This window comes from Rhizobium sp. PK7-22 (genome assembly GCF_056530405.1).
Genome location: NZ_CP096513.1, coordinates 661,859 through 685,906 on the forward strand (window position 1 = coordinate 661,859; position 24,048 = coordinate 685,906).

A 24,048-nucleotide genomic window follows, 5' to 3' on the forward strand; every position below is an offset into this window, starting at 1 on the left:
CCACCCCTGCTCCGTTCAAGTCCTTCACGCATCGGTCGCAGCGCCGAGCTCGAAACCGTCTCGTCCGTTCTCGTAGAATACCGTCGGCACTGCCGTGGCATGTAATCCCTCCGCGGCTTCTGATCACGAAGAGGCGCCGCTGAACAACCGAGAACGTTCGCAGTTTACCTGATCAGGCCCCCTTCCCCGTCCGAATAATTGACCTTTATCCATCGAAAGGTGCTGCCATCTTGCAAGACATTGCCGATCCCGGGAAAAGCGATATGTGCACCGGCGACAAGATAGCCTTCCGCTACCGCCTCGGCGAATGCAGCTTGGCGAGAGGCGACGGCCGAAGGATGGTCGACATCGAACTCTATGGTCACGCCTGGCTGATCAAACTGAACAATATCACCGTGGGTGATGTCACCCCAGAACACGATCTTCCTGCCTCCGCTTTCGACGACGATGGAGCTATGGCCCGGGGTGTGTCCGGTACGCAGGATGGAATTGAAGCCTGGGACGACCTGCTGATCATCTTTGAAAAAGACGACTTTATCGCGCTGCAGGTAGGGCCGCAGGCATTCTTCTGCCTCAACAAACAGCTGCTCCGTCACGCCTTTGGGCCGAGCGCCAGCCGGCGTCATTATCCAGAAGTCGAAATCCCTTTGGGGAACATGGAGGGTGGCGTTCTCGAACACAACCTTCCCGTCGCTTATCAGTCCGCCTGAATGGTCAGTATGAATATGGGTCAGAATCACATGATCGACCTGCGATGCCTTGTAACCTGACGCTTCTAGGTTCTTGAGCAGGTGTCCTGCCTCCGGCCCCAAAAAGATTCCGGTGCCTGCGTCGATCAGCACCAGGCGTTCGCCGTCATTGATCAGAAAGGCATTGACGGAGGTATCGGTGGGGATTTCACGAAATGCATCTTGCAAAATACGCTTGGCATCCTCCTGTGGAATGCTCCTGTACATCTCCGGCAGCGGAAGCGGCAACGTGCCGTCCAGCAATGCGGTCACTTCTAACTTGCCAACAGATGTCCTATAGAACCCAGGAGCCTGGAAGCTCTGCCTCGGCGCTGCCGCGAAGGATGACGGCGCTGCGCCAGCAGTAGCGGCAAGGGCGGCAATTGCTGACGCACCCTTCAGGACATGTCTTCTCGTAACGTTGTTCATAGCGGATTCCTTCAACAATTTTGGCTGGTCCGGCTCGGGCGGGAGAGAGCCAACGCCTTCTGACAGGTCGAAGGTAGGAGGACGGAGCGCAGGCAATTAGCCTTTCTTTTTGGATCGCGCTGTAAACAATCCAGTTATAATCCACCGCCAGTACGGTCCTCGCTCGGGGCGTGCAACACCTCGTTGAGATGGTCGGCGAGATAGTCCAAAAAGGTTTTCACCTTTAGAGGCTGGACGCGGCCGCCGGCTCTAACAGCGTACAAGGTGGCATCAGGACCGGACCACTCCGGGAGAATGCGGACGATCTCCCCACCCTGCACCGCATGCTGAACAAGGTATGGGTTGGTGAGCTGGATCCCCTGACCTCTAACCAGAAATTCGTACAATGCTTCCGGGTCTGTGGCGACGACAGCGGGATTGATGGGATAATCTTGGACCTCGCTCTCCGATTTTAACGGCCAGGAGTGGTGTAGCCGGCCGTAATACAGCTGCGTTACAAGGCAATCATGATCTTTGAGCTGCGACGGGTGCTCCGGCGTGCCATTCTTCTGAAGGTATTCCTTTGAAGCGTATAGCGCCGTTGGTATTTCGAGGAGGCGACGGGCCGCGAGGTCCGAATCCGGCATTTGCCCGTGCCATAGGCGGCAAGCCACATCAATGTCCTCATGCACGATGTTCTTGACATCGTGGTCGAGCAGCAATTGCAGCTTCACGTCGGGGTAGGATGCGCGAAAAGCAACAAGTAGTGGCGCCAACGCTTTGGTGACCAGCCAGTGAGGCGCGGTCACCCGCAACCAGCCTGAAGGCTTGTCATGAACCTGATCAACTGCATTTTCGGCATCCGACATCAGACGCCCGAGGAACTGACAATGATCGAAATAGACGGACCCGGCCTCTGTCAATCGAATGCTCCGCGTCGTTCGGTGGAGGAGCTTCGCTCCCAACCTCCGTTCCAGGTCCTGAACTTTCTTGCTGACCCGCGCCTTGGACGTTCTTAAGCTGTCCGCTGCAGCAGTGAAGCTTCCCCGCTGCACCACCTCGAGAAATGCCAGCGTATCACTTAAGTCCCGAAGCATCAGCATCTCCTGGCCAGCTCGCGGAGGTTGGTCAACCCGAGCGGCAAATGAACATTCAAGACGAGCGCCTAGAAGGCGACCGGCAGACATGTAAAGGACTTGGCTGCTGCCCGCGACGCTAAAATTTATGCGACGAGAGCAAAGTAGGTAGAGGTGGCTCTGTCGGCTCGGACGTTGCTCACTCCGCGGAGCAAGCTTGCAGAGCTGGACGAGGCGGAGATACTTGATCTCCATGTTGTCGTCTCCGCCATGAGCCCGCTTTCGCGGGATAGGACGGCGTTATCTTGATCGGCAGCTTGATCGTTCGCGGCTTTGCCCCGGAGAGGATGCCGCCTCGCAACTCTTTTTCGCAAAGGCTTGTAAGTCATACGGCGCTCTTTCCGCCTTGCACGAATTCGAACCAGCGTGTTTTTTCAAAGACCTCGATCAAGTATGTGGCATGCTTGTCTATGCCCCTGTGGCACGGTGCCGGAAGACGAAACAGTGACGCATAACAACCAGCCGAAGTTAAACACTTCAACCACTGCTGAGCTATCCTCATCGAGTTGTCCGATCCATCAGGCGGTCATGACCCAGCCGCGAAACGAAAGGGCAGCGTAAAACAGGACGGGCTTTTGGAAGTTTGCCTCACGGAAGCAGTCTTCTTCCTGTGATGAAGTCAGGAGCGGCAGTCGCTCTGCCATTGCCCTGGCCGATACCGCAGTTTCGCCAGTAGGAGAGTCAAAGCCTGCGGCAAATGCCGCGGATCTCGCCAACCAGGTTTCTGCTTGTCCGTCGGCAGCCGTATGATGGGCCGTGACAAAAACACTGCCTGGCTTAAGTCGTTTCCGTATCTCCTGCAGGGTTTGCAGCCGCTCACTTCTGCCGAGGAAATGCAGTGTCAAAAGGCATGTGGCGCCGTCGAACGGACCAGCGGGTGCATCACTTGATGTGCCGAGAACGAGGCTCGTTCGCTCCGCGCAGATCGAGGTCGTTTCGCGAGCAATATCCAGCATGGCTCGCGAGGGATCGACGCCGGTAAACCGCCAGTACGGTCTTGCCTCTGCCATGGCCCTGATTTCCATGCCGCCACCGGCACCAACGACCAGCATATGCGCAGCTGCAGGCGCCTGTTCGGCAAGAAGCAGAGTCGTCATCTTGTGAAGATCTGCCAGACCCGGCACCCTGCGTGGCGTGTCGTGGGCATAGTTGCTCACGGAAGCTGGGTTCAGGAAATGGTTGCGAATGTCGCTCATAATTCACCTAAGTCATGTATCAGTTGACGATCTATAACTCACTGTCGTTTCATGCATCAATAGATGTTACATGAATATCCAAGAAAGGAACTTTTCTATCGAGGCAAGCAATAAAACAGAGGTACAAGGCCGTCGGACGTACTGCATGTGCTTCTGCACATCGCGCAGGTGAAGGAGCCTTTAAACATCTGAGGTTCTCGCCTAAAGCATGGGAACCGATCCGGCAGCATTTCGCAGGGCCATGGCTGGATTACGCAAGGCGGGCCACGTCAATTCTCGCAAGGGCACGGCGATCGAAGACTGGTCGCGCGCGGCGCGGCACCTCCGCGGCCAAGAATGAGACGAGCTATACCCCTGGAAGCAGTCAATTTTTCCGGCAGTCCCCTCTCTAGGTCGCTGCCCTTTCAAAGAGTGATTGGATCACCTCACGCAGCCAGCGCTGCGCGGGGTGAACGTCGTTGCGCCTGTGCCATGCCATGTCGAACTTCGCAGTGCCAAGTTCCAATGGCGGCTTCAGGACGTGAAGCTGTTCGCGATACCCGGAAGCTTCGACGACGCCCTTCATCAGCGTCGCTATCAAGTCGGACGAAGCGACGAGCGGAGGCGCTGCGTACATTTGTGGCAGGGTGAGCGCAAGGCGCCGCCGCAACCCCAGCTTACCGAGCGCGGCATCGACCATCCCGAACCGCTCGTTCTCGGGGGAAACAAGCAAGTGCGACATTTGAAGAAAAGCGTCGAGCGTCAACTCTGCGTCGGCGTACGGATGGTCTTTGCGAAGGACGCACACGAAAGTCTCCTCAAACAGACGTTCGCTCAGAATGCGACCGGCCGGCGTGTGCGGAACACCGACGGTCAGGTCTGCCTCCCCTGAATCCAGAAGTGAGAGAACCGCGTCGCGGTGGTCAAAGTTGCGGATCCGCAGAACGATACCCGGCGCCTGAGTTCGCAGGACGGCAAGCAGTTTTGGCAGGACAACAAACGCCGCGTGTTCTGACAAGCCGATCGAGAGTGTGACGGTTGACTTAGAGGGGTCGAAGACCTGCGTAAACTCCAGCGTCCGCTGGATTTCCGCCAGCGCATGGCCAAGCGGTTCGGCGAGGTCAAGCGCGCGCGGCGTCGGCTGTAAACCGCCTGAGCCACGAATAAATAACTCATCCTGCAAAAGGGCCCGAAGACGCGATAGCGCGGCGCTCATGGCCGGCTGTGTGCGTCCGATTCTTACCCCTGCACGCGTCACACTGCGCTCGGCCATAAGCGCATCGAAGGCGACAAGCAGGTTCAGGTCAATTCCATGTAGATCCATTCCGCGGATGTTACGGTATACGCGATATCGATTTCAAGCATGAAAACATGCGACGTAGTGTTGCTCATCGTCAACCAGGAGATTTTGATATGAGCAACAAACAACCATCATTCAGCGGAATAAGCGTCGCCGATCTACAGACGCTTCGCACCTTCTACAGGGCTTTTGAAGGAAACCCTTCCCTTCTCGACGAAAGCGTCGTTCTCGATTGGCAGGACATCCCGCTTGCTCCCGGGCAGGCAGCGGGCCGAGACGGATTCAAGCCCATGATCGCCGCATTCTCCGAGGCATTCGCTGACCCCAAGATCGAGATAGTCGATGTGATCGGGGGGGCAGACAAGGCTGCGGTCCGCGCAGTGATAACCGGACGTCACGTCGCAGATTGGTTCGGGGTCGCCCCGACCGGCCTCGAATTCTCGCTTCCGATCCATGAATTCCATGCTTTCGAGAACGGCCGGATTACCCACACCTGGCACATGGAAGACTGGATGGGCTGGTTCGCCCAGATGGGCGCTTGGCCTGTCAAGAACTAGGAGCTGACAATGCAACAGATCATTCTCTCAGACTATGAGCAAACCCCTCTCCTGCAGGACATAGCTACTCCGGAGCCGAGAAACGGTGAGGTGCTCGTCCGCATTGCAGCCGCGGCCCTTAACCCACTCGACGTCAAGCTGCAGCGCGGTCAGGTGCACGCCTATTTCCCGCTCACCTTTCCGTCGACCCTGGGCACGGACCTCGCCGGCACGATCGAGAAGACGGGTTCACTGACCTCGCGGTGGCGGGCCGGGGACCGGGTTCTGGCACGGCTTGACCCGACCAAGGGCGGCGCCTTTGCGGACTACGCCATCGTGCCGGAAGACCAACTGGTGCTTGTTCCGGAAAATCTGAACTTTAACAGCGCAGCCGGATTGCCAACCGCTGCAGGGACAGCATGGCAGGCTCTCGTAGAGATGGCAGATCTTCAGGCCGACCAGACCGTGCTGGTGCATGCGGGTACCGGGGGTGTCGGTAGTTTCGCCATTCAGTTCGCCAGAGGGCTTGGCGCCCGGGTTATCGCAACCGCGTCGGAAGACGGTGTGGAGATCGCGCGCGAACTGGGTGCCGATCAGGTGATCGATTATCGATCCGAGGACTTTGCGCGCAAGGTTACCGACATCGATGTCGTGCTGGACACGATCGGCGGGGAGACACAACAGCGTTCATTCGAGGTGTTGCGCAGTGGCGGTAAGCTGCTTTCGACAGTCTCTCCGCCCGACCAGGCACTCGCGGCCGCCCACAAGGTCGAAGGTGGGTTCGTGTTCCATACATCGAACGCAAAATGGCTCTCGGATCTGGTCAAGGCGATGGGCGCAAAGGGGCATACGGTGCTGGTCGACGGTATTTTCCCCATCACCTCGTTCGCAGAAGCCTTCGGGCGCCAGGCCTCTGGCAGGGCGCGCGGCAAGATACTCTTGAGTTTCTGATCTTCCTTATGGCAACAACGAGCCGGGCGGTGTTTTTCCCCCGGCTTATTCTCCCTCAGTTCTCAGCGCCCCGAACGGTGATTTCCGCGAGAACAGAGGACGGACCGTTCAAAGGGGCAGTGGCTTCGCTCATGCAGACCGATCCACATCGAGCGCCGTCTAAAGCCAGGCAATGTCAAGTGCTAGCTCATGTTGCCCGTCGGTATTGACCATTTTGAGGACGGGCTCTTGGGGGGGGGGGCGGCGTCTCGTCCTGCCCCTTTTTTGACCCACCCTGGTGCCAACCTGCTGTTACATTTAGGAGAAGCCAATGAATAGCCGGTTCGGTATCCTCGTCGTGCTGCTCACCGCAACCCTTTGGGCTTGTTCAGCGGAACCGGACAACAAGATTACAGGATCCGACGCCACCGATATTGACGAAAGACCAATGGATGAGGTGCCGGTGCAAACAATCCTCAGCGGCGGCGATAGGCAATACAGCTATAAAAATGGTTGCGTAGTTGTCCTTGAGCAAAAACGCGCAGTGGTGAAGTCGGAGGGAGCGCGCTGCCAATCGCACCATCGCGACATCTCGCTACTCTACGCGTCTGGAGATTGACGGCAACCGTTCGAGCCATCCTGGTAAAAAGAGGGCGCTCCCGAAAGGGTTGAACGACCTTGCCTTGCGATTCCCCGGCTGCGCTTGCTGCAGCAGTTATCACCCAAATATGGCCTCGGACAATGTGCGGGACGAGTTCCTTAACGCCTTGAAAGGAATCGAACCGGCGACAGGTTTGCTAAGGTGGCTTCAGTGTCTGAAAGCACGTACTGTCAAAGCTGGATAGGACTGCGACATTGTTAGCCAGTTAAAATAGATGCATGCAAAGCAACCGTGGACGAGCTCGTTGCGCGGGTCGTCAAAGATGATGCTGAACGCAAAGCCGAGCGTGATCGCCGCTATGCAAACCGCAAAGCACGTCAGGGTTAAGTCTCGGTCGGCGAAGACGAGAGACGGACGAACATCTGGGCATTGGGCCTGGATGTGGAGCCTCAAGACGCTCCCAATTTATCCCTGACCGACGGCCGCGTCGAGTTCGGGAGCAACAGCGTCGAGCGGACTATCCAGCCGATATCCCGCCGGCAGGCTCGTGGGCACATTCGGCGCCACAGCACTCCATTATTCAATTCGTAAATCGCTCTCCGCGTCGAACAGATGAATATGCCCCTGTTGAAAATCCAGTCCTACGGTTTGGCCGCCGGTTAGTGGCACACGTCCGTTCACCACGACCACACATTCGGGCGTGGTCGCCGTGGTGAGGTAGGTCGTTGATCCTGTGGACTCGACCAAGGCAACTGGCGCTTTCAACAACCCTTTTCCATCCTCGGCAATACTGAGATGCTCCGGCCGCAGACCGACTACCAGCTTGCGGTTGGCAGTGATGACACGGTCGAGAGCAATAGTCTGCGGCTCGCCAAGATCCAGGATGAGGCTTTTTCCATCCGGTCCGGTCGTTGCCGGAATGAAATTCATGGCCGGAGACCCTATAAATCCCGCAACGAACCGGTTGACCGGGCGGTCATAGAGTTCAAGCGGCTGACCCTGTTGCTCAATCACGCCCTGGCGCATGACCACGACGTGATCGGCCATTGTCATGGCCTCGATCTGGTCATGCGTGACATAGACCGATGTTGCGCCGAGCCGGTCATGCAGTGCTCTGATTTCCTTGCGCATATGGACACGCAAGGCCGCGTCGAGGTTGGAAAGAGGCTCGTCGAACAGAAATGCTTTGGGATTGCGGATAATGGCCCGGCTCATTGCGACGCGTTGCCGCTGCCCGCCGGAAAGCTCGCGAGGATAGCGATGCAGCAGATCAGACAGGCCGGTAACGGCGGCCACGTCCTCCGCCGCCTTCTTCGCCTCCGCCTTTTTGGTGCCGCGGATGCGCAGGCTATAGGTGAGGTTCTTCTCGACCGTCATATGCGGATAGAGCGCATAGGACTGGAACACCATGGCCAGATCCCGCTTGCGGGGCGGGACATTGTTCATGTGCTCGCCAGCAATGACCAGATCGCCTTCCGAGATTGTCTCAAGCCCTGCGAGCGAACGCAAAAGCGTTGATTTGCCACATCCGGACGGCCCCACAAGGGCGACGAAAGCGCCTTTGCGAATGGTGAGGTCAATGTTCTTCAGCGCGTGGTAGGCACCGTAATATTTGTTGACGCCCGACAATTCGATTTGATTGGTCATTTAAGAGCTCCCGATGTGAGGCCGGAAACGATGCGGCGCTGCAGAAGGACGAAAATCGCAAGGATTGGAGTCACGTACATCGTGGCATAGGCCATGATGTTGTTCCATTCGCTGGTGTTTGGACCCATGAACGAGTTGAGACCAACGCTTGCGGGCTGCAATTCGATGCTCTGGATCATGGACTTCGAATAGACGAACTCTCCGAATGCCTGCATGAAGATGAGGATGGCGCTGACAAGGATGCCGTTGCGGGCAAGCGGCAGCACGATGTTGAAAAATGCGCCGATGCGGGAGTTGCCATCGACCAATGCGGCCTCCTCAAGCTCCATCGGCACCGCCATGAATGTCGCCCGCACCAACACCACGAAGAACGGCATGCTCTTTGCCGCAATCGCCAGGATGACAGCAAAACGCGGATAGTCCAGCAATCCGACTTGGGAGAACCCGACAAAGATGGGGGTGATCATCAAGGATGCGGGCAAAACCTGGAGCATCAGGATGAGAAAAAGACCCACGTCGACCCAGCGGTTACGGTAACGCGCAAGCACATAGGCGCAGCCAGTGCCGAGAACTGCGATCAGAGCGACCGATCCGAACGCGATGAATGTCGAGTTCCACAGGTAACGCCCCATGTTCCGGCTTTCCCAGACATAGACGAAGGTGTTCCACTGCGCTGTCGATGGCCAGAAGCTCGGCGGCGTCGCGAACATCTCCGAACCCGTTTTGAGCGCGGTGACGTACATCCAGTAGAGCGGAAAGAGATAGATCGCCGCCATGATGATGGCGATGGCGAGCATCAGGCGGTTTCGGCTGGTTTCAGTCATCCGCGCACCTCATGACGGGTCGAGCGTACATAGACGATCGCCGCAAACATCACGAACACGGTCATGATGACCGAGATCGTCGCGCCTTTGCCAAAGTCGTATTGCCGGAAGGACAGGTCCCAAGCCCAGTATTGGGCGACATTGGATGAGTTGTTCGGTCCGCCATCCGTTATTGCGGCGAACAGATCGAACTGTTGCAGGGTGAATATCAGTCCGAGCGAAATGATCGCACCGATGGTGGAGCGCATCATGGGCAGAGTGATGGTCCAGAAGCGCTGCCAGGCGTTTGCGCCGTCCAGTTCAGCGGCTTCATAGAGATCGCCTGGAATGGCGGAAAGACCGACGGAGAGAAGGATCATATTGAACGATGTGCCAAGCCAGATATTGGCCAGGACAACCGCCCACAGAGAGAAATCGGGGTCGGAGCGCCAGAAGATATTGCTGTCAATCAGGCCGCTTTCACGCAGAAAGAAGTTGAGGACGCCAAAATCCCCCGAGAGTATCCAGTTCCAGATTGCACCGACGACCAAACCCGGCATGACCCATGAAACTAGAAAAAGACCTCGCAGCCACGACGATCCTGGAAAATTGATCCAGAAAAACAGTGCAAGGCCGAACCCGATTAGAAACTGGCCGGCAATCGAGCCGACCACGAAGATAACGGTGTTGTAGAGAATAGGCAGGGTTTCGGGCTGTTTGAAAAGGTCGATGTAATTCTTGAAGCCGACGAAGGGCCTGATGATGCTTCCCAGACTGAACATGTCCACTTCCTGAAAGCTCATCAGGATATTGTAGAGCAAGGGCAATCCGGCGAGAAGAAACAGGAAGCCAAAGGGAATTGCGACGAGCCCGATGTCGAAGCCGCGGCCATCCGTGATGCTGGAAAGTATCCTTTTCATGGAAACCCTATAAGAGCCGGTGTGGAGCTGTCCGCTCTTGATGAACGAGACAGCTCCTTGCGGGAGGAAAAGGTGGATGGCACGAATGCCATCGGCTCCTGAGAAAGGCAGTCTTGCCTCAGCCTTCGATAAGCTTGATCTTCTCGGCAGCCTGATCGAGCGCGGCTTTCGGCTCCATCTGTCCGGTCAGCGCAGCCTGGACGGCATCCTGAATTGCCTTGGAAATCTTCGGCCATTCAGGCGAAGGACCGCGTGGCTTGGCATATTTCAGCTGTTCCACGAAGGTCTTGAGGGCCGCATCCTTGAGCGCATTCCCGGTCGGCGGGATCGGCAGGTCGGAACGGGCGGGGATCTGACCGAAGTCCTTGTACATGGTGACATCCTTGGAGGCGAAGAACTCAAGCGCCTTGAACGCCTCTTCGGGATGTTTGGTGTTGGAGAAAATCGCCCAGTTGTAGTCGCCCATAGCGGAAGAGCGTTCGGCACCTTCCTGCGGCACTGGCAAAAGCGCGGTTCCCCAGTCAAACTTGGCATCGGTCACCATTCTGTCGATTTCCCAAGGTCCGGATATGGCCATCGCCGCATTGCCCGCATTGAAGGTTGCCGTGGAATCCCACTGGCTGCGGGTCAAGGTATCGGGAGAGGTCATTTTGCCATCCAGCAGTTGCTTCCAGATCGTCAACGCCCTGACGGCGCCTTCGCTGTTTATGGACTTGTAGGTGGCGCCGCCCATCTGTGCCCAGGGCAGGAACTGGAACGTGCCCTCCTCATTGGCCTTGGCCGAGAAGGTGATGCCGTAAACGTTCTTTGATGGGTCGGTGAGCTTCTTGGCGGTCTCGAGCAACTCATCCCAGGTCTGCGGCGGCTTTTCCGGGTTGAGGCCCGCGGCTTTGAACAGATCCTTGTTGTAGTAGAGCGCAATCGTATTCGTCGCTTTCGGCACTCCGTAATATTTTCCGTCCCAGGTGGCGGAGGCAAGGGGGCCGGGGAAGTAGTTTTCCGGCTTGATTGTCGTTGAACCGGCAATCATATCTGTTAGGTCCAGAAATGCCTCGCGAGATGCAAACATGGCATGATTGGGATTGTCGATCGCGATGATGTCAGGTGCTTTGCCGGTCGAATAAGCACGCATGGCTTCGCTGACCACATCGTCAAACTGAATCTGACGATACTCGATCTGGATGCCGTTCTTCTGGGCGTTGAATTCCTTGATGAGATTGGGGGCAGGCTGAATGTCGCGATCAAGCGACCATAACGTCAGCTTTACGTCTTCTGCCTGTGCAGTGAGCGCAAAGAGTGATGCACTTGCTGCCAGCGCTGTTGCGATGGCAATCGAATAATTACGGATACCCATAATTTCCTCCTTTGTGGTTATCCAGAATGTCCATTCTCGCGGCCCGGCCTCCTCCTTGCCGTGCTGCGTTGAACGATTTACACCGGGTCGACGACGAAGCTGCCGCCGCGAGCCTGTTTCAGGTGGTTGAGCCCGTGAACCTGCCCGGTCATTTCCAATGCGTCCCGATAAACCGGATCGTGCCAGCCTTCGATGTCGATCGAGCCGGACCAGCCGGCCAACCGTAGCTCGGAGATGATGTCGGTCCAGTTGCTATCGCCGAAACCAGGCGTTCGCATGAACACGAAGGGATGTTTGCCAAAGATGCCATGTTCACGAATGACGTCCCACCGAATGGTCGCATCCTTGCCGTGGACGTGGAAGATTTTCGAAGCCCATTTGCGGATCTGCGGCAACGGGTCGATCAGATAGACCATCTGGTGGCATGGTTCCCACTCGAGCCCGATATTGTCATCGGGCGTCTCGTTGAAAATCAGTTCCCAGGCGTCCGGATTGTGGGCGATGTTCCAGTCGCCGGTTGCCCAATTGCCGTCCATAGCGCAGTTTTCAAAGGCAATTTTCACACCCTTGTCCGCCGCACGCTTGGCCAGCTCACTCCACACTTGGCGGTAACGCGGCAGGCTGTCGGGCAGGGGCTTGTTGCGGATGCGGCCGGTGAAGCCGGCAACGCACGTTGCGCCAAAATGGTGGGCGTTGTCGATGCAGTCTTTCCAACCCTGCAACGTCTGAAGGTCCATGTCGGTCTCTTCGAGCGGGTTGCCGAACATGCCGATTGTCGAGATGGTGATGTCGCGATCACCAATCGACTCGCGGCAGCGCTTGCCGAGTTCGGCAATGTCCTGACCATTGGTCGTCTGCCAGAAAAAAGGCTCGAAACTTTCAAACCCCATGTCCGCAATCTGCGAGATACGTTCCGCCGCCTGCCCCTTGGAGGCGCTGACCATGGTGCCGATGCGAATGGATTGTTCCTGTTGGTTGCTCAATGTCACGGTCCCTATGCTGAAATGTCGACGGGTTGGCCAGACTTGGCGCTTTCAATGGCGCCAAGCACCATGGCCAGGCTTTTGATATTGTCGTGATTGACTGTTTCGGGCTCGCGCCCGGTGCTGATGGCATCGAGGAAGTCGGCGATCACGCTGGCGTGGCCGTGGGTATCCTCATCTCTGGCCGGAGGAGGCACATCAATGGACGTAAAGCCGGGGAGTAGACCGGGATCAGTTCCGGCAACGGCGGCTTTGAAAGTGTCGTCGCCATCCCAGGTCAGCATGCCTTTCGAGCCGACAATGCGCCAGGCGCTTTCCCAGCTGGTACGCTCACCTTCCGCACACCAGGAGCCTCGATAGGTAAAGACAACATCGTCCGAGAAGCGGAAAATCGCGTTGGCCGCAGCGCCATGGGCGTACCATGACCCGGCCGGATTGGTCTCAAGGCAATAGACCGACAGGGGCGTCTTGCCAGACACGAAACGTGCGGCATCAAACGTATGGATCGCCATGTCGAGAAGGAGAACATTCTCCATCTTTTCCCGGAAGCCACCGAAATGTGGACCGAGGAAGAAATCGCAATGAATGCCGGTGATCTGCCCAATCGCGCTGCTTTCCACCAGACGCTGCATGCGGCGCACGCCGGCAATGAACCGCCTGTTCTGAACGACGGCATGAACACGACCCGCAGAGCTGGCGGCACGGCGCAGATCCTGGGCTTCCTCCATGGAGGTTGCCATCGGCTTTTCGCTCAAGACATGGCAGCCTTGGGCTAAGCCGGCCATGACCACCGAATGGCGTGCGGGTGGGATGACGATGTCCAACAGAATGTCTGCCTTGGTCTCGGCGAGAACGGTTTTCAGATCGGTGCCGACAACCGCATCTTGAAGATTGAATTCAGTCGCCAGGGCCTCGGCTGTCGCATGGTCGAGATCGACGAGGCCAACGATTTTCATGGCATCTTTGATGTGGCGGGTGTCCTGGACTGCTCGGAGCCAGCCTTTGGCCATAGCTCCGCACCCACACAAAACGGCATTGTATGTCACTGAATTTTCCTCCTTACGTAAACCGAAACTCCTCTTTCGGTCTTCCGTAAACGTTTACGGGAGTATGGACAGGAGCCAGATTTTGTCAATACTGTTTTGGGCTACGCATTTGGGTCCGCGGAAAGGCAGTTCATGAAGGGCATTCGCCAACTGGCAGATTATCTAGATATTTCAATAGGAACTGTGTCCCGCGCCTTGAACGGAAAGGCGGATGTGAATGAAGAGACGCGACGCCGGGTTCTCGAAGCCGCCGCCAGACTTGGCTATGTCGCCAACCAATCGGGGCGTTCTCTGCGCAAGGGTTCAACTGGCGTCATCGGCTTTATGATGCAGACGGGTCCTGAAATTACCGGCCAGGGCGACACGTTCTTCATGAGTGTCTTTGACGGCGTGCAAACCGTTTTCGCCCGTCATAAACTCGATCTCGTCGCACTGCTTTGTTCATCCGACGAAGACCCGGACGCCTATCTCCAGCGCGTCGTCGCTCGCGGCTTTGCAGATGCCGTCATTCTCTCAGCCACCCGTCTCCACGATGCGCGTTTCGAACTGCTCGCCCGTCACGATATTCCGTTCATCACTTTGGGGCGAAGCCAGACCGATGTCGGCCAGCCTTGGATCGATCTCGATTTCGAGGGCATGGCAGAGGTTGCCATTGAGCGGCTCGTGAAAAATGGTCACCGGCACATCGGCCTGATCTGGCCGAATGGCGATCTCAATCTCGGCCACCTGTACGTCCAGCGATCCCATGAGGTTCTCGCCCGGCACAATCTGTCGCTTTCGCCGGAGCACATTTTTCGTGCCACGCCGAGTGAAACGGGTGGCTATGGCGTGGCTCGTCAGATCATGGCGTGCGACACCCGGCCGACCGCTGTCGTCCTTGTCAACGAGACGTTGGTGACGGGGCTTTACCGGGGGCTTGAAGAGGTGGGCCTAATGCCCGGCAAAGACATCGCCATCATCGGGCGGCAGAGCCCGCAGGCTCAGTTTCTCAAACCAAGCCTTACCTGCTTCAGTCTTTCTCTCCGCGATCTCGGCATAAGCCTCGCGGAAGGTCTGTTGTCGGTCATGCCGGACTATAAGGTGCACTACCCCGATGCAGCCAAACGCATGGTTTGGCCGATGACCCTGATTGAAGGTGAGAGTAGCTGAGGCCGAACTACCGCCTTATACCAACCTTCAGTGAATGTGACTCTCGTGGGGATTCCCAGCAGCCGACGATTCTGACTCTTTGTTGCAAATAGGAGGTTTGCGATGGGTTCAGCGCTTTCATTAGTCAGATTTGGTGTCGCTTTGCAGTTGTCGTTTTGCATCTAACCGGGGTCTGCCTCACTTTGTGTGGAGATCGGCCGATTTGATCGGCATCATCCGTGCTCTGAGAAGCTCTGCACCCGCTCGGCCATACATCGAGCGCTTGATTGTCTTCAGTCGGTTGATCTGGCCTTCCGCTTGACCATTGCTCCAAGGCAGGTCGATGGCGTTGCAGACGGCGTCGATATCGCGGCGTAGGACGCGGGAATGATTGATGATGCCATTCATTCTGGCCTCGTTTCGCTGGCCCGTTTTGCAAGAGCCAATATCGATGTGGTTTTTACAGACGTCAACATGCCCGGGGAAATCGACGGCATGGAACTGGCCCGTCTCATCTCAGATCGATGGCCACATCGGGGTTATCATCACGTCAGGGATGGTCCGCCCGAGAAGCACCGACCTGTCGCCCCGGTCCCTGTTCTTCTCGAAGCCCTACGACATGGAACACGTGGTAAGTACCATGCGTAGGCTCGCTGCCTAAGGGGAAGCGACGCAGGCCGCCTCGCTGTCCATTGGCAGCGGGCCCTTCTTGTATCACTCACGAAACAATTACCGTCCAATTTCGTTAATCTGCGCCCGGACAGAGTAGGTGAAGATGTGGCTGATACAACTTCGAACGTTCATGGGGACATCCCCGTCGCTTCCTTGCCTACGGGTTTCGGTGATCGGAAGGAACTCGGCACCGTAGCCTTCGAGCGGACACGGATGCCAATGATCATGACGGATGCCCGGCAGCAGGACAACCCGATCGTGCTCGCCAATACGGCATTCCTGGACCTGACGGGATACGCGGCCAACGAAGTTCTGGGGCGGAATTGCCGGTTCTTGCAAGGTTCCTCGACCTCGACGGCCGCCGTCGCGGAAGTCAGGCTTGGCATAGCAGAGGAACGAGAGGTTGATGTCGAGCTGCTGAACTACCGAAAGGACGGCACTGCCTTCTGGAACCAGCTCCATATCAGTCCGATCCGGGACGACAACGGAAACGTTGCATACTTCTTCGCCTCACAGGTCGACGTAACAGCATTCCGCAAGGTCCAGAGTTTGGAGGCGTCGGAGCACAGGCTGCTGATGGAGGTGGACCACCGGGCTAAAAACGTTCTCGCCATCGTGGACAGCCTGGTCAGGCTGAGCAGGGCGGACGATGTCGCACAGTATGCGTCATCGATCCAGCAGAGGGTACAAGCCCTCTCTCATGCCCATGCTCTCCTCTCGGAGCGCGGCTGGAAGGAGGTCGCTCTGCGCGACGTCATTCAGCGTCAGGTAGAGAGATACACCACGCAGGGAGAGCTCAGTGGTCCGGACATCGCCGTCGCGGCTTCCGTTGTCCAGCCTCTTTCGCTCGTCATCCACGAGCTTGCGGTGAACGCCGCCGTGCATGGCGCTTTGTCCACGCCCGGTGGGCAGCTTTGCATCGCGTGGGAGAAAACCGACCATGTTGGGGGCTTCAAGATGATCTGGAGAGAATCCGGCATCCCGCAACCCGATAATCCGAAAAGTGGCTTCGGCACGGTGATGGTAAAGGCGATGATCGAGAAGCAGCTTTCGGGTCGCCTGCGACGCGACTGGCTGAATCGGCGACTCGAAATACGACTAGAGGTGCCGGGTTTCTCCTGAAATAGGGTTCGCCAGGAAGAGGTCGGAGTGCACCTGAAGCGACATGACAACTGTACTGGCGGAGGTGACTACGGCTGATGCACTCGCCCCCTTGCCGCGGCTGACTGAGCATGAGGCCTTTGCGCTTCAATGCCATTCTTGCTCGAGGATGATCGATCCGGACTAAGGACTCAGTTTCAGTGGTCGTTCGTGATCCTTTCAGAGCGCTGGACTGGAGCTTGATGCGCTTGCCGCACACGATCACTATTCTCCGGTCCATCGATTTCTTTGATCGTTCTGCCTTCAATTCGCATTAACAATTTTTGGGGTAGTTGACTGAATGCACTGAGGGGAGAGGGCTTTGGCCCTTCGCAGCCATGACGGGTGTCGAGCCGAACCGGACCCCCACGGTTGATCAGGTGCGTTGCATAGCGACCTGCAACCCCAGCCCTACGAGGATAGTACCACCAGCGCGTTGGAGCAGCGTCCGTGCCGCATTGGAACCCTTCAATTTGGTCATGATGAACCCGGCTAGGAAGACGCAAACGACATCTGCGAACGTGAAGGTGGCGTTGACGACAGCTCCTAGTAGGGTGAGCTGCGCCCAAAGTGGCAAGCTTCCCTCACCGTCCACGAACTGCGGAAGAAACGCCATGAAGAAGATCGCCGTCTTTGGGTTCAGCACCTCAATAGCAATGCTCTCAACGAATGCTTTTCTTTTAGAGTTCGGTGTCACATCTGGCACGCTCTCAGAGGGTACCGGTGCTCGAAACATGGAGATTCCCAGCCAGATTAGGTAAAGTGCGCCCGCCAGCTTAACGACTGTGTATGCCACCGGGACTGCAGGAAGAGCGCGGATAACCCTGCGGCGGCTGCAATGACGTGCACATAAGCGCCGAGGTGGATACCGAGCACTGCCATCAATCCGGCGCGTCGACCACCCGCCATAGTGCGAGCTGCCGCATACAACATCGCTGGCCCTGGAATGAATGCGAATACAGCCGTGGTGGCGGCGAATGCGAGCAAAACCTCAATCGGCGGCATCCGGCAATTCCTTAGTCGGGGGTTGTGTTCAGACATTAGAGACTTGTCTGTTGACGCAATGACCGGTTGTGGCGCTGAGCGGCAGACGCCTCTCGACCCGATCCTGCCATGACGGCGTCCATCACGGCACTGGCGGTGGAGCCATCAGCAAAGTGTGTCCTGCTCGATGATGTGAACCGCAGGTAGGTCGTAATAGTCGCCCGCACTCTCTGGGTAGAGTTGACTCTCGATGCGGAGCCCGGTGGACCCGTCGATGGTGCCAGCGAAAATCGAGATGTGGCCACTGTCGAACCGACGCCAAAAAAGGTTACTGCCGCAGACGCTACAGAAGTCCCGTTCCGCCGTTCGTGACGATCTGAACCATTTCAAGGTGTCGCCACGGATAGTCAGATCGCGGTGAAGGACTTGGGTTGCTGCCACATAGTGCCCCGAGGATTTGCGGCACTGGTGACAATGACACGCGACAACCGGGCGAAGTGTACCTTTAACTTCGTAGATGACTGAACCACAAAGGCATCCACCGGTCTTTATCACCATGGCCATTCCAGTCCTTAATTTTTATCGATTTTGTACCCTTGGGAAGTGAGGGACTATCTGGACCACGAACCACAGAGTTCCTTTAGCGACAGTGCGCGAGGCCAATATGCGTCGTCAGCCGCCACGACCGCTTATGGCGCACACGCGACGTGACGCGGGCGCCAAGCCCATGTCTGCTCTTAAGCAGGCACGACGACAGGCTCTATGACCGACATGGGGGCGCAAAGCGGTCATTGCGTGCGGGCCACGAGTGGCTCCTCAGAATCGCATCGCCAGCATCGTGCTCTTGATGGAATCGAACGAACGACCCCTGCCCTTGTATACCGCTGCGTCATATTCCGTTGGTGGGCAGGAAACTTAGGTTGCCGTGGTTGGATGATCTGAAGCTGGCTGGCTGCACTCCCCTCCCCTTCTAACCTAGTAGGTACACCTGCCCCAGTAGTCTCAACAGTTCAACAGTCGGCCAAACCCGCCATCAAGCTGCTGCACAAAAAAAATGGGCTCGCGGACAATCCGGAGCCCAAAGGTATGAAGGTCGAAACCTCCAGAGGGGAACAGCAGACACGCGGAACTGGGAGGAAGCCGCTATGCATCTGCTGAAGCCGTTATGCTTGTTTTTTGATCAGGCGGGAACCGTTTATTGTGCAGTGCAGCTATGTCCCAGATGCAGGCCCGTGACGCACGGACGCTAAGGCTGATATCAGGACCATTGCGGCTCGCGCTCCGGCGGAGGATCCAAGATACCGCTGCTAATCAGCCCCGGTTTTCTTTGCCGTACCCTTGGTCTTGATCGAAGGGGCTCGCGTATCGACCTCGCCTTCGGCGGCATCATCCATTGATGACGGATCAAGCCGATGCTTGATTGCGAGGGCATAGATGGTGTGCAGGATGTTGGCATCCTTGAGGTCGGGATCGCTGAGGGCCAAGAGAGATGCCTTCACGATTTTCTTCGATGTCGCCTTGTCGCATTCCTTGAGAACGTGTTCGTACAGGGCCTTGTCGTTCAGGCCAGATTGAGCGCCTTCAACCAGTGCGTGATAGATTTTCTTAGTTTTACCAGACATTCTTATGGCTACCTTTTTGTTCGAGAATCGCACAGAATGTCACTTGATTGTCATAATCAACCCGGCCGGGCGTCGGCGGACCTGGCGCCCACATCGAGGTTTTGACGGGTCGGAAATACGCGGTTTAGCTATCGCGCGTTTCCATGGCTAGGTCGTGTAGCTCCTGCGTGTACCCGGGATCGTGCTCCGCTGAATGAATAACGCTCATAAATGCGGCTCGCGCGACTTCCTTCTTAGTAGCTTTGGGATGACGTTGTTTTACCGCATCTATAAGCTCCTTGGGACTCATACCAGGGGTCGCCAATTCCCTGATCGTCGCCGCCATTTCCTCGATCTCTCGAACCTTCTTCTCGCGCACGTCAACCTCCATCGTTGTCCTCTTACTGATGGCATACTGCGGTGAGCATTATGTGACTGCCTCTGGCACGTCAGAAGGAACCGACCGCTCCAACCGAACCTTTCCGTCCTGATCGATGATGCAGATCGCTGCTGAGCGCACCGACACGTCCAAAGCATCATAAAGCATCGTTGTCTCCCGAAGTCTCCGCCTTGATTGGATGCGAACCAACGACCCCTGCCCTCGCATACCTCCGCGTAACAAATTGAGCACCACCCAGAGGTACTCTGCGAGAGCTTCGGGCGCTATGCTCCTCCTAAGCTACTATCGTTTCCTTTACCCACCGCAGATACACGGCGTTGTTACATGGCCCATCTCGTCGATGTCATCTGCAACGACCGTAGGTGGTATCGGAATGTGGGCGAGTGCTCGTTCTTCATCAAGTCCTTCCGGTATTCAGTATCCGCTTCAACATCGAACGCCTGAGAAATACTTTAGTCTTTCGTAATGTCTACAATGCTAAATTTCATCCTGTCGGCACTGTGGCTTCGGGGGACGGATGGAGCCGGTGCACGCATGGAACGGGTAGAGTAGCATATCCGGGAACAGGAGGTGGTGTGGACGCTCAGCAAGACAACACCAGTGGGGTCAGGGCAAGTCTGTACCAGACCTTTGAGATCATCTTTGGGACCGCTCTGCGACCCATGATCGTGAAGGACGACCAGTCCCGCTTTATATATCTCAACCAGCCCGCATGCAGACTGCTTGGCCGGAAACGGGAAGAGGTCCTCGGATGCTCGGACCATGACTTTCTGTCCGATGCTAGTGCTCAACGGATAAGGCAAATCGACCTGGAAATTTTGGCCAGCGGAGAGGGCCATCTGTTCGAAGAGGAAATAATTGCCTCGAACGGCGAGGCAAGGAAGCTTCTCACGCATAAGCGACGGGTGGTGGTGCCCACCGCCGACGGGATGAAGACGCTCATCATCGTAGTCATAGAAGATGTCACCGATCTGCGCAAAGCAGAGAAGGTGCTGCGCACAAGTGAGGAGCACTACCGTTCCCTCATAGAGCTTCATCCCCATACGCCGTGGGTCGCTGACGCCGATGGCGAAGTTCTGGAGGTGGGGCCGGAATGGGAGCATATTTCCGGCAAGCTGGTTTGGGACGCGCTGGGATCCGGATGGGCAAGCGCACTTCATCCCGAGGATGTGGCTGGTGTCCAGCAGACCTGGGCACAATGCGTTGCAAGTGGCGCCCCGTTCGATCTGCTTTACCGGATAGGAACGCCTTCAGGAGACTTTCGGTGGTACCGGAGCCGGGCGGCTGCGCGGAAGGATAATCAGGGACAAGTACTGAAGTGGTACGGGCTTCTCGAAGATGTGCATGACCGTCAGCTGGCGATACAGGCTCTTCAAGCAAGCGAGCACCGGCTGCGCCAGCACGGCGAGGAACTGGAGAGGATTGTGGACGCCCGCACTGCCGAGGTCCGTGAAAAGAACGCGGAACTCGACAAGCTCCTTCAACAGGAAAGGGCGGTGAACGCCTTGCAGCGTCGTTTCGTGGCGATGATATCGCACGAGTTCCGGACGCCGCTGTCCGTGATCGACGCGGCCGCTCAGAGGATTGCCCGCACCAAGTCTGAAGTCACGAAGGAGTTCCTGATCGAGAAGTCCGTGCAAATCAGAGGCGCGACGACGAGGATGGTCGAACTTATGGAAAGCATCCTGTCGGCGGGGAGACTGGAAACAGGAACGATCTCCATCGCCAGAGTCCCCTGCCCGATCGCTGATGTCATAGCCGAGTCCGCTGCCAGACGAGCGGAGATCAGCAAGAGCCACAGGATCAAGGTCGATCTCGAGGGCCTCCCTCCGACGATTTTCGCGGACGCGGATGCGCTGGAGCGGGTGTTTTCGAATCTTCTCTCGAATGCGGTGAAGTATTCGCCCAATTCCTCCGCCGTTTCGGTGCGCGGCTGGATGGAAGGCGCCAACGCGTTCGTCTCCGTCAAGGACAGCGGGATCGGGATGGACAGCGACGACCTGCCGAAGCTTTTCCAGCCATATTTCCGGGCCCGGAGCTCGACTGGGATCGCCGGAACCGGCATCGGCCTGAACATCGTCCGGGAGATTCTTGAATTGCATGGCGGAAGCATCTCCGTCAGCAGCATTCTTGGTCAGGGCACCACTTTCACGGTGACCTTGCCGATCGAAGCAGCAGAAAATCAGCAGAAGGTGGCTTAAATGGCAACAATATTGTGCATCGACGACGAAGTCGAAATTCGCAACCTCCTCGTTGAGGAGTTCGAGGAAGCTGGTTTCAAAACTCTCCAGGCGGCGAACGGTCAGGAAGGCCTGGAAATCATCTTGGCCCAGTGGCCGGATCTGGTTGTGTCGGACGTATCGATGCCGGTGATGGATGGCCATCAGCTCCTCGCGGAAATCCAGATCAACTACCCGGAGTTCGCGAACATCCCCTTCATCATGCTCACAGCCTTGACCGACCGCGAGAACACCATCGCCGGCCTAAGGGCAGGAGCCGAGGCCTATCTGACGAAGCCCATCGACCTCGACATGCTGCTTGCCAAGGTTTCAGGGTGCATGATGAGGACCGACAGCAACCGCCGGGCAAACGCGGCGTTCTAGGATCCGGCGAGATGGAAAGATAGAGCACGGCGATCGCAGAGGTAGAGCCTAAGCGTAAACTCAGCAGCAGCCGGCTTTCTCCAGCTCCGCACCAGCCTCGTTCTTTAGCAAGTCCTCATGTGGCGCGGCAATGATGGCCGCTGATGCTCATGAGGAGCAATGTTGGAAATGGAAACCATTTTAGATTGGCAGCAACGCGGCATCACAGCACGCATTCTTGGATTGCGACAGGAAGATAATCCGTTGCTCAGACACAGGCCAAAGGAGCATGGTCGACTTCTCGACGAATGGCGCCAGAAGATCGACGCGTGGACTTTTGGCTGGTCGATTGAAGATGCGATGAGGCACTAGGCCACTAGGCCTGTCCCCTTCCAAGGTGCATCGACAACGGAGGGGTTCCTCCCTCCTGCTAGACCGGCAGTCGAAACAGGAATGACCCCTGTGTCGAGCATGTAGATGGCATCGCCCGCTGCCTGCGTATTTAGACTAAAGGCGCTCATTTCCTGATGCGCAGGTAGCAAGGCAGCGGCAATGGCGCCAGCCCTGCCGGAGGACGGCGAAGTAGGAAGAAGTGCCGCTGTTTCTTTGGCAGCATCCCTGTTCGCGCCGATGCCCAGGACCATCGCCGACATCAGCTAGCAAGGAGCGAATGCCTCGCATCCTCTAGTGCCGCCCAGATATCCTTTCGATCCCACTCCGTTTGCGCTTGGGAGGCTCCATGTTCGGCCATGGCTTTTGCATGACGCCAGACAAACTCGACAACTTCTTTCTCGCTGTGGCTGGATGATGGCAGGCGCGCGATTATCTTGATCATGTGGATGATCACAGTGGGATACGGAGCCGCCGTCTGGCGAAGTGCCTTCATGGGGCCGTCCATGAACTGAGTCACCTTCTCGGTCGGCAGCTCGAGCCGCGGCATGCCGTCTTTATCCGTAAGCCACTGGGGCAGGTGGGTGGTGTTCAAGGCCGCGGCGGACACGCCCGCAAGCCTGTCACAACAGGCGAGAGCGGTGTAGAAGTCGTTCACCGCAGGCGACAGTGCGCGACTGGCAACTTCGACCAGCAGATTGGCTTCAAACACCGGACCGCGCGTGTCGTTGCGATAAGACGCGGACAGTACGTGTTGCGTCACCCAATCTGCATCGGTGTCACCCACTACAGTGCCGATCTCTTCCCCCTCCATCATGAAATCACCGGTCCCACGGACGAGTCGTACAAAGGCGCCTCTTGCGCAGGCCTCCTTCAGGATCTCGTCGCACCTGATCTCATCAACATAGCCTGTTTCGGCCGCCCGGACCGGAATGCCCTGACCAAAATCCAGCTCCGTCGGCCCTTGATGCCTGTTTCGGCTAAGGCTTCGGGCGGCGTTGCGGCCGAGCTGTGCAATGGAGGTGTCGACATGGACGGTGCGCCCCAGATGGTTCAGTGCCCTTGCCATCCAGGCAAGAGCTAGGATGGTTGCAATGGTCAGGGCCATCAGCGTGAGGCGCGGCACATGATCCGAAGGTCCCTCTGGATCAACGGAAAAAAGCGTGATCAGCGAGGCAGAAAGCAGCGCGAGCAAGAGGCCGAGCGTGAAACGTATCTTTCGGTCCCCGATCCAGCGGTCGATCAATCGCACCCCGAGGTTGCTCGAGGCCAGAGTCAGGACCAGAAGGGTTATGGAGAAGTATAGCGTTGAGAATGCTGAGTGTAACGTCACGAGGCCGCTCGCCAGTTCTAACGCTGTCTGCCCGGAAACGGAGAAGGGCCAGCCAAAGGCGCTAATCCAAGCCGACCCTCCTGACAAATCCAGGGTGAGCAATGTCCCGCTGACGACAACTGCTCCGCCAATCATCAAGCATGGCATCGCCCAGAAATTCGACCACAGTGCATGACGCGCTGATCCTGCCATAGACGGCTTACTCCGTTCTTCTTGCCCACGGCGGCCGCCCCTGATGCGCGGCCGGTATG

23 protein-coding genes and 2 pseudogenes are annotated in these 24,048 nt (G+C 57.2%); 9 read left to right on the forward strand and 16 right to left on the reverse strand.

The window, feature by feature from the left end:
• Positions 1 to 164: 164 nt before the first annotated feature.
• From M1E10_RS03335 to M1E10_RS03350, 4 genes are all read right to left on the reverse strand, one after another.
• Positions 165 to 1,157: an MBL fold metallo-hydrolase gene (locus M1E10_RS03335; RefSeq protein WP_499172704.1), complete on the reverse strand. Its 993-nt coding sequence runs from the start codon at positions 1,155 to 1,157 to the stop codon at positions 165 to 167.
• A 134-nt stretch (positions 1,158 to 1,291) separates the two neighbouring features.
• Positions 1,292 to 2,233, reverse strand: a complete 942-nt coding sequence (locus tag M1E10_RS03340; protein ID WP_499172705.1) for a LysR family transcriptional regulator — start codon at positions 2,231 to 2,233, stop codon at positions 1,292 to 1,294.
• A gap of 557 nt (positions 2,234 to 2,790) precedes the next feature.
• A complete protein-coding gene (locus M1E10_RS03345; protein ID WP_499172706.1) occupies positions 2,791 to 3,468 on the reverse strand; it encodes a class I SAM-dependent methyltransferase in 678 nt (225 codons plus the stop codon).
• Between the two features lie 388 nt (positions 3,469 to 3,856).
• Positions 3,857 to 4,771 carry a LysR family transcriptional regulator gene (locus M1E10_RS03350; RefSeq protein ID WP_499172708.1) on the reverse strand — a complete coding sequence of 305 codons (915 nt, stop codon included), beginning with the start codon at positions 4,769 to 4,771 and terminating at the stop codon, positions 3,857 to 3,859.
• Between the two features lie 47 nt (positions 4,772 to 4,818).
• Here M1E10_RS03350 and M1E10_RS03355 point away from each other — a divergent pair, with 47 nt between their 5' ends.
• The 4 genes and pseudogenes from M1E10_RS03355 to M1E10_RS03370 all read left to right on the forward strand — a co-directional run.
• Positions 4,819 to 5,304 carry an ester cyclase gene (locus M1E10_RS03355; protein ID WP_499172709.1) on the forward strand — a complete coding sequence of 162 codons (486 nt, stop codon included), beginning with the start codon at positions 4,819 to 4,821 and terminating at the stop codon, positions 5,302 to 5,304.
• A gap of 9 nt (positions 5,305 to 5,313) precedes the next feature.
• A complete protein-coding gene (locus M1E10_RS03360; protein ID WP_499172710.1) occupies positions 5,314 to 6,234 on the forward strand; it encodes an NADP-dependent oxidoreductase in 921 nt (306 codons plus the stop codon).
• 310 nt (positions 6,235 to 6,544) lie between these two features.
• Positions 6,545 to 6,832 (forward strand): hypothetical protein, encoded by a 288-nt coding sequence (locus tag M1E10_RS03365; protein WP_499172711.1) that lies wholly within the window; start codon positions 6,545 to 6,547, stop codon positions 6,830 to 6,832.
• A gap of 282 nt (positions 6,833 to 7,114) precedes the next feature.
• A pseudogene (locus tag M1E10_RS03370) lies at positions 7,115 to 7,201 on the forward strand (DUF6481 family protein); the annotation flags it as partial.
• Between the two features lie 189 nt (positions 7,202 to 7,390).
• On the opposite strand, the gene M1E10_RS03375 reads toward M1E10_RS03370, so the two are convergent.
• The 6 genes from M1E10_RS03375 to M1E10_RS03400 form a co-directional block, all read right to left on the reverse strand.
• Positions 7,391 to 8,461 (reverse strand): ABC transporter ATP-binding protein, encoded by a 1,071-nt coding sequence (locus M1E10_RS03375; protein WP_499172712.1) that lies wholly within the window; start codon positions 8,459 to 8,461, stop codon positions 7,391 to 7,393.
• The gene (locus M1E10_RS03380; RefSeq protein ID WP_499172713.1) at positions 8,458 to 9,285 is read right to left on the reverse strand and encodes a carbohydrate ABC transporter permease; all 828 of its coding nucleotides are present in this window, start codon (positions 9,283 to 9,285) and stop codon (positions 8,458 to 8,460) included. The genes M1E10_RS03375 and M1E10_RS03380 overlap by 4 nt, the downstream gene beginning before the upstream one ends.
• Positions 9,282 to 10,184, reverse strand: a complete 903-nt coding sequence (locus M1E10_RS03385; RefSeq protein ID WP_499172714.1) for a carbohydrate ABC transporter permease — start codon at positions 10,182 to 10,184, stop codon at positions 9,282 to 9,284. Before M1E10_RS03385 ends, M1E10_RS03380 begins: the two co-directional genes overlap by 4 nt.
• A gap of 118 nt (positions 10,185 to 10,302) precedes the next feature.
• On the reverse strand, positions 10,303 to 11,538 hold the full coding sequence (locus tag M1E10_RS03390; RefSeq protein ID WP_499172715.1) for an ABC transporter substrate-binding protein: 1,236 nt from the start codon (positions 11,536 to 11,538) through the stop codon (positions 10,303 to 10,305).
• A gap of 77 nt (positions 11,539 to 11,615) precedes the next feature.
• Positions 11,616 to 12,482, reverse strand: a complete 867-nt coding sequence (locus tag M1E10_RS03395) for a sugar phosphate isomerase/epimerase family protein (RefSeq protein ID WP_499173462.1) — start codon at positions 12,480 to 12,482, stop codon at positions 11,616 to 11,618.
• A gap of 50 nt (positions 12,483 to 12,532) precedes the next feature.
• Positions 12,533 to 13,567 (reverse strand): Gfo/Idh/MocA family protein, encoded by a 1,035-nt coding sequence (locus M1E10_RS03400; RefSeq protein ID WP_499172716.1) that lies wholly within the window; start codon positions 13,565 to 13,567, stop codon positions 12,533 to 12,535.
• Positions 13,568 to 13,699: 132 nt separating this feature from the next.
• Between M1E10_RS03400 and M1E10_RS03405 the strand changes: the two genes are divergently transcribed.
• Positions 13,700 to 14,716: a LacI family DNA-binding transcriptional regulator gene (locus tag M1E10_RS03405; RefSeq protein ID WP_499172718.1), complete on the forward strand. Its 1,017-nt coding sequence runs from the start codon at positions 13,700 to 13,702 to the stop codon at positions 14,714 to 14,716.
• A gap of 177 nt (positions 14,717 to 14,893) precedes the next feature.
• Here M1E10_RS03405 and M1E10_RS03410 read toward each other — a convergent pair whose 3' ends face one another.
• Positions 14,894 to 15,148 carry a transposase gene (locus M1E10_RS03410; RefSeq protein WP_499173463.1) on the reverse strand — a complete coding sequence of 85 codons (255 nt, stop codon included), beginning with the start codon at positions 15,146 to 15,148 and terminating at the stop codon, positions 14,894 to 14,896.
• A gap of 324 nt (positions 15,149 to 15,472) precedes the next feature.
• Here M1E10_RS03410 and lov point away from each other — a divergent pair, with 324 nt between their 5' ends.
• The gene (gene lov / locus M1E10_RS03415; protein ID WP_499172720.1) at positions 15,473 to 16,489 is read left to right on the forward strand and encodes a blue-light-activated histidine kinase; all 1,017 of its coding nucleotides are present in this window, start codon (positions 15,473 to 15,475) and stop codon (positions 16,487 to 16,489) included.
• Between the two features lie 394 nt (positions 16,490 to 16,883).
• Here the strand turns inward: lov and M1E10_RS03420 are convergent.
• The 4 genes and pseudogenes from M1E10_RS03420 to M1E10_RS03435 all read right to left on the reverse strand — a co-directional run bounded on the left by M1E10_RS03420 (position 16,884) and on the right by M1E10_RS03435 (position 19,471).
• A pseudogene (locus M1E10_RS03420) lies at positions 16,884 to 17,548 on the reverse strand (LysE family translocator).
• Positions 17,549 to 17,656: 108 nt separating this feature from the next.
• Positions 17,657 to 18,055 carry a GFA family protein gene (locus M1E10_RS03425; protein ID WP_499172721.1) on the reverse strand — a complete coding sequence of 133 codons (399 nt, stop codon included), beginning with the start codon at positions 18,053 to 18,055 and terminating at the stop codon, positions 17,657 to 17,659.
• A gap of 743 nt (positions 18,056 to 18,798) precedes the next feature.
• On the reverse strand, positions 18,799 to 19,113 hold the full coding sequence (locus M1E10_RS03430; protein ID WP_499172723.1) for a hypothetical protein: 315 nt from the start codon (positions 19,111 to 19,113) through the stop codon (positions 18,799 to 18,801).
• 124 nt (positions 19,114 to 19,237) lie between these two features.
• A complete protein-coding gene (locus M1E10_RS03435; protein ID WP_499172724.1) occupies positions 19,238 to 19,471 on the reverse strand; it encodes a hypothetical protein in 234 nt (77 codons plus the stop codon).
• Between the two features lie 596 nt (positions 19,472 to 20,067).
• Here M1E10_RS03435 and M1E10_RS03440 point away from each other — a divergent pair.
• The 3 genes from M1E10_RS03440 (at position 20,068) to M1E10_RS03450 (ending at position 22,446) form a co-directional block, all read left to right on the forward strand.
• Positions 20,068 to 21,693 carry a sensor histidine kinase gene (locus M1E10_RS03440; RefSeq protein ID WP_499172725.1) on the forward strand — a complete coding sequence of 542 codons (1,626 nt, stop codon included), beginning with the start codon at positions 20,068 to 20,070 and terminating at the stop codon, positions 21,691 to 21,693.
• Positions 21,694 to 22,095, forward strand: a complete 402-nt coding sequence (locus tag M1E10_RS03445; RefSeq protein ID WP_499172726.1) for a response regulator transcription factor — start codon at positions 21,694 to 21,696, stop codon at positions 22,093 to 22,095.
• 159 nt (positions 22,096 to 22,254) lie between these two features.
• Positions 22,255 to 22,446 carry a CrpP-related protein gene (locus tag M1E10_RS03450; protein ID WP_499172727.1) on the forward strand — a complete coding sequence of 64 codons (192 nt, stop codon included), beginning with the start codon at positions 22,255 to 22,257 and terminating at the stop codon, positions 22,444 to 22,446.
• Between the two features lie 280 nt (positions 22,447 to 22,726).
• Here M1E10_RS03450 and M1E10_RS03455 read toward each other — a convergent pair whose 3' ends face one another.
• Positions 22,727 to 23,989 (reverse strand): DUF2254 domain-containing protein, encoded by a 1,263-nt coding sequence (locus M1E10_RS03455; RefSeq protein ID WP_499172729.1) that lies wholly within the window; start codon positions 23,987 to 23,989, stop codon positions 22,727 to 22,729.
• Positions 23,990 to 24,048: the final 59 nt, after the last annotated feature.